Annotated in this window: 16 protein-coding genes, 1 pseudogene and 1 riboswitch; of the genes and pseudogenes, 15 read left to right on the top strand and 2 right to left on the bottom strand. The window is 68.7% G+C overall.

Annotated elements, in window-relative coordinates; all coding sequences use genetic code 11:
• Positions 1–13 precede the first annotated feature (13 nt).
• On the top strand, positions 14–691 hold the full coding sequence (locus A5705_RS22990; RefSeq protein WP_067882838.1) for a hypothetical protein: 678 nt from the start codon (positions 14–16) through the stop codon (positions 689–691).
• Between the two features lie 16 nt (positions 692–707).
• Here the strand turns inward: A5705_RS22990 and A5705_RS22985 are convergent, their stop codons facing one another.
• The gene (locus A5705_RS22985) at positions 708–1,154 is read right to left on the bottom strand and encodes a nitroreductase family deazaflavin-dependent oxidoreductase (RefSeq protein ID WP_068280278.1); all 447 of its coding nucleotides are present in this window, start codon (positions 1,152–1,154) and stop codon (positions 708–710) included.
• A gap of 110 nt (positions 1,155–1,264) precedes the next feature.
• Between A5705_RS22985 and A5705_RS22980 the strand changes: the two genes are divergently transcribed.
• The 3 genes from A5705_RS22980 to A5705_RS22970 all read left to right on the top strand — a co-directional run bounded on the left by A5705_RS22980 (position 1,265) and on the right by A5705_RS22970 (position 4,153).
• Positions 1,265–1,948: a TetR/AcrR family transcriptional regulator gene (locus A5705_RS22980; protein WP_197521322.1), complete on the top strand. Its 684-nt coding sequence runs from the start codon at positions 1,265–1,267 to the stop codon at positions 1,946–1,948.
• A gap of 113 nt (positions 1,949–2,061) precedes the next feature.
• Complete coding sequence (locus tag A5705_RS22975; protein WP_068280272.1) at positions 2,062–2,565, top strand: VOC family protein; 504 nt, start codon at positions 2,062–2,064, stop codon at positions 2,563–2,565.
• A gap of 82 nt (positions 2,566–2,647) precedes the next feature.
• Positions 2,648–4,153 (top strand): FAD-binding protein, encoded by a 1,506-nt coding sequence (locus A5705_RS22970; RefSeq protein ID WP_068280267.1) that lies wholly within the window; start codon positions 2,648–2,650, stop codon positions 4,151–4,153.
• A 45-nt stretch (positions 4,154–4,198) separates the two neighbouring features.
• Here A5705_RS22970 and A5705_RS22965 read toward each other — a convergent pair whose 3' ends face one another.
• Complete coding sequence (locus tag A5705_RS22965; RefSeq protein WP_068280264.1) at positions 4,199–6,118, bottom strand: ABC transporter ATP-binding protein/permease; 1,920 nt, start codon at positions 6,116–6,118, stop codon at positions 4,199–4,201.
• 92 nt (positions 6,119–6,210) lie between these two features.
• Here A5705_RS22965 and A5705_RS22960 point away from each other — a divergent pair, with 92 nt between their 5' ends.
• From A5705_RS22960 to A5705_RS22910, 11 genes and pseudogenes are all read left to right on the top strand, one after another.
• A complete protein-coding gene (locus tag A5705_RS22960; RefSeq protein ID WP_068280261.1) occupies positions 6,211–7,854 on the top strand; it encodes an acetolactate synthase in 1,644 nt (547 codons plus the stop codon).
• 97 nt (positions 7,855–7,951) lie between these two features.
• Positions 7,952–10,276, top strand: coding sequence for an accessory Sec system translocase SecA2 (gene secA2 / locus A5705_RS22955; RefSeq protein WP_068280258.1), 2,325 nt, complete (start codon positions 7,952–7,954; stop codon positions 10,274–10,276).
• Between the two features lie 89 nt (positions 10,277–10,365).
• Positions 10,366–10,995 (top strand): CDP-alcohol phosphatidyltransferase family protein, encoded by a 630-nt coding sequence (locus tag A5705_RS22950; RefSeq protein ID WP_068280254.1) that lies wholly within the window; start codon positions 10,366–10,368, stop codon positions 10,993–10,995.
• The gene (locus A5705_RS22945) at positions 10,988–11,914 is read left to right on the top strand and encodes a DUF881 domain-containing protein (RefSeq protein ID WP_067882846.1); all 927 of its coding nucleotides are present in this window, start codon (positions 10,988–10,990) and stop codon (positions 11,912–11,914) included. Before A5705_RS22950 ends, A5705_RS22945 begins: the two co-directional genes overlap by 8 nt.
• A 49-nt stretch (positions 11,915–11,963) precedes the next feature.
• Entirely contained in the window at positions 11,964–12,296 is a 333-nt protein-coding gene (locus A5705_RS22940) for a small basic family protein (protein WP_066960535.1), read from the top strand.
• 102 nt (positions 12,297–12,398) lie between these two features.
• Positions 12,399–13,237 (top strand): annotated as a pseudogene (locus A5705_RS22935) (DUF881 domain-containing protein).
• 37 nt (positions 13,238–13,274) lie between these two features.
• Complete coding sequence (gene gcvH, locus A5705_RS22930; protein WP_067882848.1) at positions 13,275–13,673, top strand: glycine cleavage system protein GcvH; 399 nt, start codon at positions 13,275–13,277, stop codon at positions 13,671–13,673.
• A gap of 236 nt (positions 13,674–13,909) precedes the next feature.
• Positions 13,910–14,374 carry a glycogen accumulation regulator GarA gene (garA, locus tag A5705_RS22925; RefSeq protein ID WP_369803371.1) on the top strand — a complete coding sequence of 155 codons (465 nt, stop codon included), beginning with the start codon at positions 13,910–13,912 and terminating at the stop codon, positions 14,372–14,374.
• Positions 14,374–15,129, top strand: coding sequence for a MerR family transcriptional regulator (locus A5705_RS22920; RefSeq protein ID WP_067882850.1), 756 nt, complete (start codon positions 14,374–14,376; stop codon positions 15,127–15,129). The genes garA and A5705_RS22920 overlap by 1 nt, the downstream gene beginning before the upstream one ends.
• An 84-nt stretch (positions 15,130–15,213) precedes the next feature.
• The gene (locus A5705_RS22915) at positions 15,214–15,708 is read left to right on the top strand and encodes a bifunctional nuclease family protein (protein WP_067882851.1); all 495 of its coding nucleotides are present in this window, start codon (positions 15,214–15,216) and stop codon (positions 15,706–15,708) included.
• Positions 15,709–15,948: 240 nt separating this feature from the next.
• Positions 15,949–16,578, top strand: coding sequence for a MerR family transcriptional regulator (locus A5705_RS22910; protein WP_067882852.1), 630 nt, complete (start codon positions 15,949–15,951; stop codon positions 16,576–16,578).
• A 111-nt stretch (positions 16,579–16,689) separates the two neighbouring features.
• A riboswitch (glycine riboswitch) is annotated at positions 16,690–16,787 on the top strand.
• Positions 16,788–16,900: the final 113 nt, after the last annotated feature.

Here is a 16,900-nt window from a genome sequence, read left to right as displayed (position 1 = left end):
CGGATGGGAGCTCATGGTGCACCGCCTGGCAATGCGCACGTTCGCCGCGTCGGCTTCCGTTGCGGTATTGGCATGCTGGCCGGCCGCGGCGCCGGCCAAAGCCGACCCCCCGCTGGTCTTCCCCGGGATGGAAATCCATCAGGACAGCCGCGTGTGCACCCTGGGGTACGTTGACCCGGCGCTGAAGATCGCGTTCACCGCCGGGCACTGCCGGGGCAGCGGGGTCGTCTACGACCGGCAACACAATGCCATCGGCAGGCTCGCTACGTTCCGAGACAACACGCCCAGCGGCACGACCGTGGCGACCGATCAGGTGATCAACGACTACGAGGCGATCGTGCTGGACAGCGGCGTCACCGCCAACAACATCCTGCCGGGCGGGCGCCCACTCGAATCGAACCCCGGCGCGACGCTGCAGCCCGGTGAACCGGTCTGCCATTTCGGCGTCATCACCGGTGAGACGTGCGGAACCGTCGAGAGCGTCAACAACGGCTGGTTCACCATGTCACACGGCGTCCAGAGCCAGAAGGGCGATTCCGGGGGGCCGGTCTACCTGGCGCCCAGCGGCGGGCCGGGGCAGATCGTCGGGATCTTCAACAGCGTGTGGGGAGACCTGCCCGCGGCGGTGTCGTGGCGGGCCGCCTCGGACCAGGTCCGCCAGGATCTCGGGGCCACGACCAACCCCCGTTGACGCCGCGTCCCGACCCTCAGCGGGCGGGTTCGAGCACGAAGACGGGGATCGTCGGCGCCCCGGCGAGCAGCTGCTCATCGGTGGAGTCCGGCGTCAATCCGCCGACGTAGTCCTTGACCTGCCAGTACCACCGCTGAAGGTAGCGCCGCAACACCACGGGCTTGGCCGCGTCGTCCACCTCGCTGACCCGGGCGCGTCGCCTGCGCCAGCGCGGGCCCACCTCGACGACGCCCGCGGCCCTGACGTTGCGGGCCCATTGGGTGTTGCCCCGCGGTGAGACCAGGTAGTCGACGCCGTCGACGGTCAGCAGGTTGATCACCACCGCGCGCGGTTTACCGCTTTTGCGGCCACGGACGCGCAACGCGCGGGTGCCGGCGATACTGATTCCCAGCTCGGCGAGCCAGCGAATGACGGTGTTGGCGGCGCGCGCCATCCCGTTCGGTTCTTCGTAGCGCGTGGCCATGGTGCGTCCTCTCCGATCTTAGAGAGCGGTGCTCTCTTCGTCTGGACACGCTGCCACAGCCCCGACCGAAAATCAAGAGCGGTGATCTCGGTTTGTGCCAGACTGGCGGCGTGGGCAAACGCCAGGAGTCGCGGGAGCAGATCGAGGCGCGCATCATCGAGCTGGGCCGGCGCCAGCTGGTGGATCGCGGCGCCGCGGGGTTGTCGGTGCGTGCGATCGCCCGCGATCTGGGCATGGTGTCCTCGGCGGTGTACCGGTACGTGGCCAGCCGCGACGAGCTGCTGACGTTGCTGCTGGTCGACGCCTATTCCGATTTGGCCGACGCCGTGGACCGGGCCCGCGAGTCCGTCGGCGATCTGTGGAGCGACGACGTCATCGCCATCGGGCGGGCGGCACGGCGGTGGGCCGTCGCCCACCCGGCCCGGTGGGCGCTGCTCTACGGCAGCCCGGTGCCCGGGTATCACGCGCCGGCGGAGCGCACGGTCCCGGCCGGCACCCGGGTGGTCGGCGCGTTCTTCGACGCCGTCGCCGCCGGGATCGCCACCGGAGACATCCGGTTGACGAATGACCCTGCGCCGCAACCCATGTCGTCGGACTTCGACCGCATCCGTCAGGAGTTCGGGTTTCCGGGCGACGACCAGGTGATCGCCAAGTGCTTCTTGCTGTGGGCCGGCGTGCTCGGCGCCATCAGCCTCGAGGTGTTCGGGCAGTACGGCACCGACACCCTGACCGACCCCGCGGCGGTGTTCGACACCCAGCTTCGGTTGCTCGTCGACGTGCTCACCCGGCACTGACGCCCGGAACTAGAACGTGTTCACCGCGTTTTGCCCAGCCCGACGCGGCGGCCCGCGGCAAAGTCGTGTTGCGCCTTTCTGGCCGCCGCCGCACTGGGCTATCCTGCGAAGCGATGACCCTTCCTCCTCAATCGCCGACGCAGATCGCGTGGGTCACCCCGAACCTGGATGCCACCGAAACGGCCCTCACCGGCCTGTTAGGCGTCCGGAAGTGGGTGCGGATTCCCGACGTGCACTTTGCCCCGGATACGTGCAGCTATCTCGGCAAGCCGGCCGACTTCGTCGCCAGCATCTCCCTGAGCTACCTCGGGGACATGCAGTTGGAGCTGATCGAACCCGTCCGCGGGGAGAACATCTATAGTGACTTCCTCCGGGAATCGGGGGCGGGGTTGCACCACATCTGCGTGGAGGCGGCGAGCCCGGAAGCATTCGACTCGGCCCTGGCCGAGGCCGCCGGCCAAGGAGCGCCGGTGGTGCAGCAGGGTGTGATGGCCGGCGGTATCCGGTTCGCCTACGTGTCGGCGCGGCAGGCCGGGGTGCCGTTCCTCGAAATCGCCTACATCGCGCCCGAGATGAGGGCCTTCTACGACTACATCAAACGGGAGCAGCAGGGGTGAGCCGCGCCGGCGACGATGCAGTGGGGGCATCCCCAGCCGCGAAGCGGCGAGGGGGACGAAGCGATGTGGAGGAGTGGCGCCAATGAGCACCGAGATCCCAACGACGATCGACGCCGGCACGGTGGCGTCGTGGTCGGACGACGTCGACGTGGTGGTGATCGGATTCGGCATCGGCGGCGGCTGCGCGGCGGTCAGTGCGGCCGAGAAGCTGGGGGCCGGCGCGCGGGTGCTGGTGCTCGAGCGCGCCGCCGCGGCGGGTGGCACCACTTCCCTTGCGGGAGGCCATTTTTACCTCGGCGGCGGGACCGCCGTGCAAGAGGCGACGGGGCACCCCGACTCGCCCGAGGAGATGTACAAGTATTTGGTCGCCGTGTCGCGCCAGCCCGACCATGCGAAAATTCGCGCGTACTGCGAGGGCAGCGTCGAGCACTTCAATTGGCTGGAAGACTTGGGTTTTCAGTTCGAGCGCAGCTACTTCCCGGGCAAGGCGGTGATCCAGCCCAACACCGAGGGGTTGATGTTCACCGGGAACGAGAAGGTGTGGCCCTTCCTGGAGAAGGCGGTGCCGGCGCCGCGCGGCCACAAGGTGCCCGTGCCCGGCGACACGGGCGGGGCCAGCATGGTGATCGATCTGCTCCTCAAGCGCGCCGCGAGCCTCGGCGTGCAGGTCCGCTACGAGACGGCCGCCACCCAGCTGATCGTGGACGATTCCGGCCAAAAGGGCCGGGTGACCGGCGTGGCGTGGAAGCGCTTCACCGAAACCGGTGCGATCAAGGCAAACTCGGTGATCATCGCTGCCGGGGGATTCGTGATGAATCCGGAGATGGTGGCCAAGTACACCCCCAAGCTGGGGGAGAAGCCGTTCGTCCTCGGCAACACCTACGACGACGGGCTGGGGATCCGGATGGGCGTGTCCGCCGGCGGCGCCACCCAGCACATGGATCAGATCTTCATCACCGCGCCGCCCTACCCGCCGTCGATCCTGCTGACCGGGATCATCGTGAACAAGCTCGGCCAGCGGTTCGTCGCCGAGGACTCCTACCACTCCCGCACGGCCGGGTTCATCATGGATCAGCCGGACAGCGCGGCGTTTCTGATCGTCGACGAGGCGCATCTGGAGCATCCCAAGATGCCGCTGGTGCCGCTGATCGACGGTTGGGAGACGGTCGCCGAGATGGAAGCCGCGCTCGGCATTCCGCAGGGCAACCTGGTCGCGACGCTGGACCGCTACAACACCCACGCCGCCCGCGGCGAGGACCCCGACTTCCACAAGCAGCCGGAATTCCTTGCGCCGCAAGACAAAGGGCCGTGGGGCGCGTTCGACATGTCGCTGGGCAAGGCGATGTACGCCGGTTTCACCGTCGGCGGGCTGGCCGTGTCCGTGGACGGACAAGTGCTGCGCGAGGACGGTTCGGCGGTGTCGGGGCTGTACGCGGTGGGGGCGTGTGCGTCCAACATCGCCCAGGACGGCAAGGGCTATGCCAGCGGCACGCAGCTGGGGGAGGGTTCGTTCTTCGGTCGCCGCGCCGGAGCGCACGCGGCCCGTAGCGCTGGAGCGAGCGCGGCCCGAGGGGCCGCGAGAGCGTAGGCGCGCCAAGACCCGGTGCCGGGGGCGCGCAGGAGCGTTAGGAGATCAAACCCGCGCGGGCTCTTTCTCCACCGGGCCCAGCCGCCATTCGCCGCCGCCCAGTAGGTGCAGCTCCTGCTCATGGTGCTGCTCGACGGTCGGCCGGTGGCTGACGCTGACGAGGACGGTGTCCGGCAATTCCGTGCGCACCAGTTGGTAGAGCGCGAATTCCAGGCCCTCGTCCAGCGCCGAGGTGGCCTCGTCGAGGAAGACGGCCTTCGGCTTGGTGAGCAGGATGCGCGCGAAGGCGACCCGCTGCTGCTCACCGGGCGAAAGCACCTTGGCCCAGTCCTGCTCGTCGTCGAGCCGGTCGATCAGCTGCGCGAGGGCCACCTTGGTCAACACGTCGCGCAGCTCGTCGTCGGAGACGGCGTCGGGCGAGTTCGGGTAGCACACGACGCCACGCAGGCTCCCCAGCGGGACATAGGGCAACTGCGACAAGAACATCGTCGCGTTTTCGCCATCGGGACGGCACAGCGTCCCGGACGCGTACGGCCACAGTTCGGCCAGGCTGCGCAGCAGCGTGGTCTTGCCGGCCCCGGAGCGCCCGGTGATCACCAACGCGTCACCCTCGTCCAACTGCACGTCGAGCGGATCGATGAGCCGGTCGCCGGCGGGCGTGCGTACTTCGACACCGCGAAGCTCGACAGTCGACTCCTCGCTCGGCTTGACGAGAATGGTCGGCAGCGCGCGGCCTTGGCTGTTGGCATCGACAAGCCCGTGCAACCGGATGATCGCCGCCCGGAATGCCGCGAACGCGTCGTAGTTGTTGCGGAAGAACGACAGCGAATCCTGAATGTTGCCGAACGCCGTCGCGCTCTGGCCGACGTCACCGAAGTCGATCTTCCCGGCGAACAGCCGCGGCGCCTGGATCACCCACGGCAACGGAACGATCACCTGCGACACCGACCAGTTCCAGCCGTTGAAGATGATGGTGCGGCGCACGAACTTGCGGTAGTTGGCGATGATCGGGGTGAAGCGCCGCCACAGTTGCGCGCGCTCGACTCGTTCACCGCGATAGAACCCGACCGCCTCGGCCGCGTCGCGCAACCGCACCAGGGCATAACGGAATGCGGCATTGAGTTTCTCGTTGTTGAAGCTCAGCCGGATCAGCGGGTGGCCCAACCAGACCGCGACCACCGTCGCGACCAGCACGTAGACCAGGACCGTCCAGAACATCGCGCGTGGCAACACCAGGCCGAAAACCTCTAGATTCCCGGAGAGCTGCCACAGGATCGCGGCGAACGAGATCACCGAGGCCACCGCATTCACGGCCCCGAACAGCAACGTGCTGCCCGTCCCGTTGGACGGGATGTTCGGAGTGCCCCCGGCATTGGCGGTGAAGATGTCGATGTCCTGCTGGATGCGCTGGTCCGGGTTGTCGATGGTGTTGTCGATGAACAGGTCCCGGTAATAAGCCTTGCCGTCAAGCCAGTCGTCGGTGAGGTGGGCGGTCAGCCAGATGCGCCAGGCGATGATGAACCGCTGTGTCAGGTAGATGTCGATCATGAACCGGATGACGTACAGCGTCGCGAGCACGGAAAAGATCGCAATCGACATCCAAAAGCCATGAATCCCAGACTGTTTGATGGCGTCGTCATCGGCCGCGATGCCCTGCACGGCCTTCTGCACGCCCGTGTACAGGTCGTTGCCCTGGTAGCTGAGCAACACGGTCAGCCGCACCGAGAGGAGCACCGACAGCAGCAACACGCCGAGCATCAGCCACACCTTGACGCTCGCCCGGCCGACGAAGTATCCGCGGGTGATCCGCCAGAACTGCCGGCCCCACGGGGTGAGGAACCGAAACGCGAACAGCACTGCCAGCAGGCACACGGCCCCGATCGCCCACGCGATGGCGATCCACCGCAGCGAATCCATGGGTGCCGTCGACCAATCGATCGACGGCTTGAACGGCTTCGGGCCCATGGTCGACGTCTCCTTACGGCCGAGGTGTCCAGCCTGTGCTCAACAAAAATCCTCCGGCGAAGTTACCCGAAGGATCTGGCTAGGCTGCGGTTATGAGCACCGACGCCATCCCCACACAAACATTGCACGCCGGCCGGCTCATCGCGCGGCGGCTCAAAGCCAGCGGCGTCGACACCGTCTTCACGTTGTCGGGCGGCCACCTGTTTTCCATTTACGACGGGTGCCGTGACGAGGGTATCCGGCTGATCGACACGCGGCACGAGCAGACCGCGACGTTCGCCGCCGAGGGCTGGTCGAAGGTGACCAGGCTGCCGGGCGTGGCCGCGCTCACCGCCGGGCCGGGCGTCACCAACGGGATGAGCGCGATGGCCGCCGCGCAGCAGAATCAGTCGCCGTTGGTGGTGCTGGGCGGTCGGGCCCCCGCGGGGCGCTGGGGCATGGGCTCGCTGCAGGAGATCGACCACGTGCCCTTCGTGGCCCCGCTGGCCCGATTCGCCGCCACCGCGCAGTCGGCCGACGACGCCGGCCGGTTGGTCGACGAAGCGTTGCGGGCGGCGGTCGGCGCCCCGTCGGGGGTTGGGTTCGTCGACTTCCCGATGGATCACGCGTTTTCGTTGTCGGAGGACGACAGCCGGCCCGGCGCGCTGACCGACCTGCCGGCGCCGCCCGCCACCGACGGCGCCGCACTGGACCGGGCCGCCGGCCTGCTGTCCGCGGCGAAGCGGCCGGTGATCATGGCGGGCACCAACGTCTGGTGGGGGCGCGCCGAGGCGGCGCTGCTGCGCCTGGCCGAGGAACGCCACATCCCGGTGCTGATGAACGGGATGGCCCGCGGCGTCGTGCCCGCCGACCACCCGATGGCGTTTTCGCGGGTTCGGGCCAAGGCACTGGGGGAGGCCGACGTGGCGTTGATCGTCGGCGTGCCAATGGATTTCCGGCTCGGCTTCGGCAAGGTGTTCGGCCCGGAGACCCAGCTGGTCGTGGCCGACCGCGCCGAACCCGGCCGCGCGCATCCCCGTCCCATCGCCGCCGGGCTCTACGGCGACCTCACCGCGATCCTGTCCGCCCTGGCGAACACGCCAAGCGCCGACCACCGGGCCTGGGTCGACGAACTGCGCGCGGCCGAGACGGCGGCGCGCGGCGCCGAGAAGGCCGAACTCGCCGACGATCGGGTTCCGCTGCACCCGATGCGGGTGTACGCCGAGCTGGCGCCGCTGCTGGACCGCGACGCGATCGTCGTCATCGACGCCGGCGACTTCGGGTCTTATGCGGGCCGGGTGATCGACAGCTACCTGCCGGGCTGCTGGCTGGACAGCGGCCCGTTCGGCTGCCTCGGCTCGGGCCCCGGTTATGCGCTGGCCGCCAAGCTGGCCCGGCCCGACCGCCAGGTCGTGCTGCTGCAGGGCGACGGCGCGTTCGGCTTCAGCGGCATGGAGTGGGACACCCTGGCGCGGCACAACGTGCCGGTGGTGTCCGTGATCGGCAACAACGGGATCTGGGCACTTGAAAAGCACCCGATGGAGGCGCTGTACGGCTACTCGGTGGTCGCGGAGCTGCGGCCGGGCACCCGCTACGACGAGGTGGCGCGGGCCCTGGGTTGCCACGGCGAGCTGGTCTCCGCGCCGGTCGAGCTGCGCCCGGCGCTGGAACGCGCCTTCGCCAGCGGGCTGCCCGCCGTCGTCAACGTGCTCACCGACCCGGCCGTCGCGTACCCGCGCCGGTCGAACCTGGCCTGACCGGCCGCGAGGGTGCGCAGTTGTACTCCGAAGCCCCGGCGTGTCGCGGGCAAACACGCACGCTCGCGGCAGCCGGGCGCTCGCGTACCGTTGACCTGTGTCGAAGACCACCCGGACCCAACCCGGCCGCCTGAGTAGCCGATTCTGGCGACTGCTGGGCGCCAGCACCGAGAAGAACCGCAGCCGCTCCCTCGCCGACGTCACCGCGTCCTCGGAGTACGACAAGGAAGCCGCCGACCTCAGCGACGAGAAGCTGCGCAAGGCGACCGGGCTGCTCAAGCTCGACGACCTCGCCGAATCGGCCGACATCCCGCAGTTCCTCGCGATCGCCCGGGAGGCGGCCGAGCGGACGACGGGGCTGCGGCCGTTCGACGTGCAGCTGCTGGGCGCGCTGCGCATGCTGGCCGGTGACGTGATCGAGATGGCCACCGGTGAGGGCAAAACCCTGTCGGGCGCGATCGCGGCCGCCGGATACGCGCTGGCCGGCCGGCACGTGCACGTGGTGACGATCAACGACTACCTGGCCCGCCGGGACGCGGAGTGGATGGGCCCGCTCATCGAGGCCCTGGGGCTGACGGTCGGCTGGATCACCGCCGAGTCGACGAGCGAGGAGCGCCGGGCCGCCTACAGCTGCGACGTCACCTACGCCTCGGTCAACGAGATCGGCTTCGACGTGCTGCGCGATCAGCTGGTGACCGACGTCGACGACCTCGTCTCGCCCAATCCCGACGTGGCCCTGATCGACGAGGCCGACTCGGTGCTGGTCGACGAGGCGCTGGTCCCGCTGGTGCTGGCCGGCACCACGCATCGCGAGACACCGCGGCTGGAGATCATCAAGCTGGTCGGTGAGCTGGAAGCGGGCACCGATTACGACACCGACGCCGACAGCCGCAACGTGCACCTGACCGACGTCGGCGCCCGCAAGGTGGAGAAGGCGCTGGGCGGTATCGACCTGTATTCCGAGGAGCACGTCGGCACCACGCTGACCGAGGTCAACGTGGCGTTGCACGCGCACGTGCTGCTGCAGCGCGACGTGCACTACATCGTCCGCGACGACGCCGTCCACCTCATCAACTCCGCGCGCGGGCGCATCGCGCAACTGCAGCGCTGGCCGGACGGCCTGCAGGCCGCCGTCGAGGCGAAGGAGGGCATCGAGACGACCGAGACCGGCGAGGTGCTCGACACGATCACGGTGCAGGCGTTGATCAATCGCTACGCCACCGTCTGCGGCATGACCGGCACCGCGCTGGCCGCCGGTGAGCAGCTGCGCCAGTTCTACAAGCTCGGCGTGTCGCCAATCCCGCCGAACGAGCCCAACATTCGCGAGGACGAGTCCGACCGGGTCTACATCACCGCCGCCGCCAAGAACGACGCCATTGTCGAGCACATCGCCGAGGTGCACCAGACCGGGCAGCCGGTACTGGTCGGCACCCGTGACGTGGCCGAGTCCGAGGAGCTGCACGAGCGGCTGCTGCGCCGCGGCGTGCCGGCCGTCGTGCTCAACGCCAAGAACGACGCCGAGGAGGCGAAGGTGATCGCCGAGGCGGGCGAGTACGGCACCGTCACGGTGTCCACCCAGATGGCCGGGCGCGGCACCGACATCCGGCTCGGCGGGTCCGACGAGGCCGACCACGACCGCGTCGCCGAACTGGGCGGGCTGCACGTCGTCGGGACGGGCCGCCACCACACCCAGCGGCTGGACAACCAGCTGCGGGGGCGCGCCGGACGCCAGGGCGACCCCGGATCGTCGGTGTTCTTCTCCAGCTGGGAGGACGACGTGGTCGCCGCGAACCTCGACCACAACAAGCTCCCGATGCAGACCGATGACGACGGGCGGATCGTCAGCCCCAAGGCGGCCGGGATGCTCGACCACGCGCAGCGGGTCGCCGAGGGCCGCATGCTGGACGTGCACGCCAACACCTGGCGCTACAACCAGTTGATCGCCCAGCAGCGCGCCATCATCGTCGACCGGCGAAACACATTGCTGCGCACCGCAACCGCGCGCGAGGAGCTGGCCGAGCTGGCGCCGGACCGGTACGAGGAGCTGGCCAAGGAGATCCCCGAGGAGCGCCTCGAGAAGATCTGCCGGCTCATCATGCTGTATCACCTCGACCGGGGCTGGGCCGATCACCTGGCGTATCTGGCCGACATCCGCGAAAGCATCCACCTGCGCGCGCTGGGGCGCCAAAACCCGCTCGACGAGTTCCACCGGCTCGCGGTCGACGCGTTCGCGTCGCTGGCCGCCGACGCGATCGAGGCGGCCCAGCAGACGTTCGAGACCGCGAACGTGCTCGAGGAGGAGCCCGGCCTGGACCTGTCCAAGCTGGCACGGCCGACGTCGACGTGGACGTACATGGTCAACGACAACCCGCTGTCCGACGACACGCTGTCGACCCTGAGCCTGCCCGGGGTGTTCCGCTAGGCCGAGCCGCCCAATGTGCGTCCAGCCGCACGCTCGGGCTCGAGTGTGCGGCCAGCTTCACACTCGGCGTTCGGCTAATGTCACGGCTCATGGAGCAGGTGCTTCCGCCCGACCGGGTGCTGACAGTGCCCAACGCCCTGAGCGCCATCCGCCTGGTGCTCATCCCGGTGTTCATCTACGCCCTGCTGTTCGCCCACGCCAACGGCTGGGCGGTGGCGATCCTGATGTTCAGCGGGGCCTCCGACTGGGCCGACGGCAAGATCGCCCGCACGCTCAACCAATCCTCGCGGCTCGGCGTTCTGCTGGACCCCGCGGTGGATCGCCTGTACATGGCGACCGTTCCGATCGTGCTGGCCGTCGACGGGATCGTGCCGTGGTGGTTCGTCATCACGCTGCTGGTGCGCGACGGGCTGCTCGCGGCGACCCTGCCGTTGCTGCGCAGCCGCGGACTGACGGCGCTGCCGGTGACCTACGTCGGCAAGGCCGCCACCTTCGCGTTGATGTCCGGCTTCCCGCTCGTCCTGCTCGGAACGGGCGGCGCGAGGTGGAGCCGCGTGCTGCATGCCGTCGGCTGTGGCTTCCTGGGCTGGGGCCTCTACATGTACCTCTGGGCGTTCGTGTTGTACGCGGTGCAGATGGTGTTGGTGCTGCGCCGCATGCCCAAGCTGAAACATCCTGTACGGCAACCGATTTCGCCCAAGGCGAGTGAACATGGCTGAGCCCGACCGCCTGCTCGGCGGCTACGACCCCAACGCCGGCCGCAGCGCCCACGAGGCGGCCCGGCCGCAACTGATCCCGGTGCCGTCGCTGCTGCGCGCCCTGCTGTCGGAGCACCTGGATCCGGGGTACGCCGCGGCCGCCGCCCGGCACGGCGGCCCTGACACGCCGCGGCGCGGGCGGGACCGGGCCGTCGGCTGGCTTTGGGAGGCGGTGGCGGCGCTGTTGATCGCCGCGGTCTTCGCCGCCGCCGTCGCCCAGGCCCGCTCGGTTGCTCCCGGCGTTCGCAACGCGCAGCAGCTGCTGCTGCAAAGCGTGCGTTCGTCGGAAACCACGGCGACCAGGCTGGGCAGGGAGCGCGGCGCGCTGTCGGCGAAAGTCGACGACGTGCAACGACGCGCGCTGGCCGAGAACGCGGAGGGCCAGCGGCTGCTGAACCGCCTCGACGCGCTCAGCCTGGCGGCGGCCAGCACGGCGGTGATCGGGCCCGGTCTGTCGGTGACCGTGACGGATCCCGGTGCCGGCCCGAACCTTTCCGACGTGTCCAAGCAGCGCGTCAGCGGCAGCAGGCAGATCATCCTGGACCGCGACCTGCAGCTGGTGGTCAACTCGTTGTGGGCCAGCGGCGCCGAAGCCATCTCCGTCGGCGGCGTCCGGATCGGGCCGAACGTCACCATCCGTCAGGCGGGCGGGGCGATCCTGGTCGACAACAACCCGACCAGCAGCCCCTACCAGATCCTCGCGATCGGCCCACCGCACGCGATGCGAGACGTCTTCGACAGCAGCCCGGGACTGCAGCGTCTGCGGCTGCTGGAGTCCTCCTACGGCGTCGTCGTCACCGTGAACGTCGCCGACGGTCTGTCGCTGCCCGCCGGATCGATCCGGGATGTGAAGTTCGCCAAACAGATTGGGCCCCAGTGAGAAGACTCCTCTCGAGACGGATTCGCCGCTCCGACACGGGGTGCTGTGCATGATCGGAATCGCGGCGCTCGCCGTCGGCATCGTGCTCGGCCTGATCTTCCACCCCGCCGTCCCCGAGGCCATCCAGCCCTATCTGCCGATCGCGGTGGTGGCCGCGCTCGACGCCGTGTTCGGCGGGCTGCGCGCCTACCTCGAACGCATCTTCGACCCCAAGGTGTTCGTGGTGTCGTTCGTGTTCAACGTCTTCGTGGCCGCGCTGATCGTGTACGTCGGCGACCAGCTGGGCGTCGGCACGCAGCTTTCCACGGCCATCATCGTCGTCCTGGGCATCCGGATCTTCGGCAACGCCGCGGCGCTGCGCCGCCGGCTGTTCGGGGCTTGAGTGGCGCAGTGAGGCGCGCCGGCGACGATGAGGAGCGGCGCAGTGAAAGAGGTGAGATCGTCGTGAACGAGGACCCGCCCGACCGCGGCCCCGACGAAAGTCCTGACGCGCCAGGCCGGCACGGTCAGCCTGAGGGCGGCAAGCCGGCCGAGGCCGGTCAGCATGGCCGCCACGAACTGCCCGCCAAACGCCCGCGCCCTGAGATCGGACCGGTTCACCGCACGGGGCTCTCCGGCCTGCTGCGAAGCGGACGCTCCCGGCTCGTCTTCGGAACGCTGGCGACGGTGCTGTGCCTGGTCCTGGGCATCGCGATCGTCACCCAGGTGCGCCAGACCAAGTCGGGCGATTCGCTGGACACCGCCCGCCCCGCCGACCTCCTGGTGCTGCTGGATTCGCTGCGGCAGCGCGAGGCCACCCTGAACACCGAAGTCAGCGAACTGCAGAACACGCTGAATTCCCTGCAGGCCTCGGGCAACAACGATCAGGCCGCCATCCAGAGCGCGCAGGCCAGGCTGGCCGCGCTGTCCATCTTGGTCGGCGCCGTGGGCGCCACCGGGCCGGGCGTCACCGTCACGATCGACGACCCCGGCCCGGGTGTGTCACCGGAGGCGATGCTCGACGTGGTCAACGAGTTGCGCGCCGCCGGCGCCGAGGCGATCGAGGTCAACGACGCCCACCAGTCCGTGCGGGTAGGTGTCGATACCTGGATTGTGGGTACGCCTGGCTCGTTGACCATCGACACAAAGAACCTGTCGCCCCCGTATTCGATTCTGGCGATTGGCGATCCGCCCACGCTGGCCGCGGCGATGAACATCCCGGGCGGCGCGGAGGACAGCGTCAAGCGCGTCGGCGCGCGGATGTCCGTGCAGCAGGCCGACAAGGTGGACGTGACCACCTTGCGGCAACCAAAACCGCACCAATACGCTCAGCCCGTCAAGTGAACTTGCCGTGCGAGAAGCGACCAGAACAGGATCACCCGTGAGCGATATTCCGTCCGATCTGCACTACACCGCCGAACACGAATGGGTTCGACGAAGCGGTGAGGACACCGTCCGGGTGGGCATCACCGACTTCGCGCAGTCGGCCCTCGGCGACGTTGTTTTCGTCCAGCTGCCCGATGTGGGCAGCCAAGTGAGCGCGGGCGAATCGTTCGGCGAGGTGGAATCGACCAAGTCGGTGTCGGACCTGTTCGCCCCGGTCTCCGGGACGGTGGCCGCGGTCAACGGCGAGCTGGAGGGCAGTCCGCAGCTGGTCAACTCCGACCCGTACGGGGCCGGCTGGCTGGTGGATGTCCAGGTTTCCGACGGCGCCGAGCTCCAGTCGGCCATTTCGGCGCTGCTCGACGCCGAGGCCTACCGGGGGACCCTGACGGAATGACGGTTGCTAATGTGCCTGCCAGCCCCGCCCGCCGACGCGGGCGGCGCGGATCCGAGGTCGGGGGTGGGCGCATTGCGGACCGGTGCGCGGTACGTTCATCAGATCGGCATTTGAGGGACACTGGAAGGCACTGGACAGTCGAGTAATCAGCAGTACGGGGCCAGAAAACGAGAGCCGGGCGAGCCGCCCGGCCGGATAACGCCACAGCGGCCAGTGAGGAGCAGCGCGTGACGGACATGGATAACGACCAGACCTCTGACGAAGTCACGGTAGAGACGACTTCCGTCTTCCGTGCCGACTTCCTCAACGAACTGGACGCCCCCGCGCAGGCGGGGACCGAGAGCGCGGTGTCGGGGGTCGAAGGGCTCCCCGCCGGCTCGGCGCTGCTGGTCGTCAAACGGGGACCGAACGCGGGCTCGCGGTTCCTGCTTGACCAGCCCATCACGTCCGCCGGCCGGCACCCCGACAGCGACATCTTCCTCGACGACGTCACGGTCAGCCGTCGCCACGCCGAATTCCGGTTGGAAAACAACGAATTCCACGTCGTCGATGTCGGTAGCCTGAACGGCACGTACGTCAACCGCGAACCCGTCGATTCGGCGGTGCTCGCGAACGGCGACGAAGTGCAGATCGGCAAGTTCCGGTTGGTGTTTTTGACCGGCCCCAAGCAGGGTGACGACGATGGAGGTTCCGGAGGGTAGTGAGCGCGCCCGATAGCCCGGCACTCGCCGGGATGTCGATTGGGGCGGTCCTGGATCTGTTGAGACCGGATTTCCCCGATGTCACCATCTCCAAGATCCGCTTTCTGGAGGCCGAGGGGCTGGTGACGCCGCAGCGCGCCGCATCCGGATACCGGAGGTTCACCGCCTACGACTGTGCCCGGCTGCGGTTCATCCTCACCGCCCAGCGCGACCACTACCTGCCGCTGAAGGTGATCAGGGCGCAGCTGGACGCCCAGCCCCACGGTGAGCTGCCGCCGATCGGATCGCCTTACGGGGTACCGCGATTGGTGTCGGTGCCCGACGGCGGGGACGTCGGCGCCGCGGGCGAGGCCAGGCCCGACGCGGCGGCGGTCGCTCCGCCCCGCGTCCGGCTGAGCCGCGAAGACCTGCTGGAACGCTCCGGGGTCGACGACAATCTCCTGACGGCGCTGCTCAAGGCCGGGGTCATCACCACCGGCCCGGGCGGCTTCTTCGACGAACACGCCGTGGTGATCCTCCAGTGCGCGCGGGCGTTATCGGAGTACGGCGTCGAACCGCGGCATCTGCGCGCCTTCCGCAACGCCGCCGACCGCCAGTCCGACCTGATCGCCCAAATTGCCGGGCCGGTAGTCAAAGCGGGCAAGACCGGCGCCCGCGACCGCGCCGACGACCTGGCGCGTGAGGTGGCTGCGCTCGCTATCACACTGCACACCTCGCTGATCAAGTCCGCCGTTCGCGACGTTCTGCATCGCTGAGGATTAGACTTCGTTGGACAGCTTGGTGTGTGCACACCAGGCTGGCAGTGCGACCAGAGCGGCATATGCGGAGGGCAGACACAAATGGGTGAAGTTCGTGTTGTCGGCATTCGCGTCGAGCAGCCGCAGAACCAGCCGGTGCTGTTGCTGCGCGAGGCCAACGGTGACCGATACCTGCCGATTTGGATTGGCCAGTCGGAAGCCGCGGCCATCGCGCTGGAGCAGCAAGGCGTCGAACCGCCTCGCCCGCTGACGCACGACCTGATCAGGGATCTCATTGCCGCCCTTGGGCATTCGCTGAAAGAAGTGCGGATCGTGGATCTGCAGGAGGGCACCTTCTACGCCGACCTGGTCTTCGACCGCAACATCACCGTTTCGGCGCGCCCGTCGGACTCGGTGGCGATCGCGCTGCGGGTCGGCGTTCCGATCTACGTCGAGGAGGCGGTCCTCGCCCAGGCCGGCCTGCTCATCCCCGACGAGAGCGACGAAGAGGGCAACACCGCCGTCCGGGAGGACGAGGTGGAGAAGTTCAAGGAATTCCTGGACAGCGTCTCGCCGGACGACTTCAAGGCCACCTGACCCCGGGCCATCCCGGACCACTAGGCTGGATCCCGACATCACGGATCCATCTCATCTGGCACCGCGATGTCGACACGCTGGCCGATAGTGCGGCCACACGGCCGCGCAGCCGCCATACTTTGATCACGACTTACGGGCGCGGCGGCTATCGAAAAGCGTAAGCTCTCTAGCACTCGGGCCTGAGCAAACGTGGCTGCGGTGCAGCCAATGACGACAGCGCGATCGGCGAGAGGAACCACCGTGAGCGAGCAGCCACGTCAAGAGCAGCTGGACCTAGCTGACAATGCGACCGCCGCGAGCAGCGACCCGACCGTCACCGCAGCGAGCGCGCCCGTGCAACCCGGGCTGTTTCCCGACGATTCCGTGCCCGACGAGCTCGTGGGTTACCGCGGGCCGAGCGCCTGCCAGATCGCCGGGATCACCTACCGGCAGCTGGATTACTGGGCGCGCACGTCGCTGGTGGTCCCGTCGATCCGCAGCGCGGCCGGCTCCGGCAGCCAGCGGCTCTACTCGTTCAAGGACATCCTGGTCCTCAAGATCGTCAAGCGGTTGCTCGACACCGGCATCTCACTGCACAACATCCGGGTGGCGGTCGACCATCTGCGCCAGCGCGGCGTCCAGGACCTGGCCAACATCACGCTGTTCTCCGACGGCACCACCGTTTACGAGTGCACCTCGGCCGAAGAGGTCGTCGACCTGCTGCAGGGCGGGCAGGGCGTGTTCGGCATCGCCGTCTCCGGGGCCATGCGCGAGCTGACCGGCGTCATCGCCGACTTCCACGGCGAGCGCGCCGACGGCGGCGAATCGATCGCCGCCCCGGAGGACGAGCTGGCCTCCCGGCGCAAGCACCGCGACCGCAAGATCGGCTAGCCGCCACTTTCTCCGCGAGCAGACACAAAAGCCCCCCGAAGCCTGGCGTGTCGCGGGCTTTTGCGTCTGTTCGCCACCGCGTCCGGGCCACGGGTAAACTGGCGGGCGCGTCGCACTCGGGCGGGAGAGTTCCGTGGCTGCCAGTCACGGACGCCGAAGGAGCAACACCTCTCCGTCAACCTCTCAGGCACCCGGACCGCGCGAGTTGACGACGCCTCTGGAAAGCGGTGGAGACACGATCCCCACCCGCCGATGGGGAAAGGCGCCCGGCGCCGAATCTCTCAGGCGCCCGGGCCGCGGGTGAAGACAGAGGGAGAGGGCC

The sequence above is a fragment of the Mycobacterium sp. E787 genome, from assembly GCF_001668725.1.
GTDB lineage: Bacteria > Actinomycetota > Actinomycetes > Mycobacteriales > Mycobacteriaceae > Mycobacterium.
This window is presented reverse-complemented; position numbering and strand designations above follow the sequence as displayed.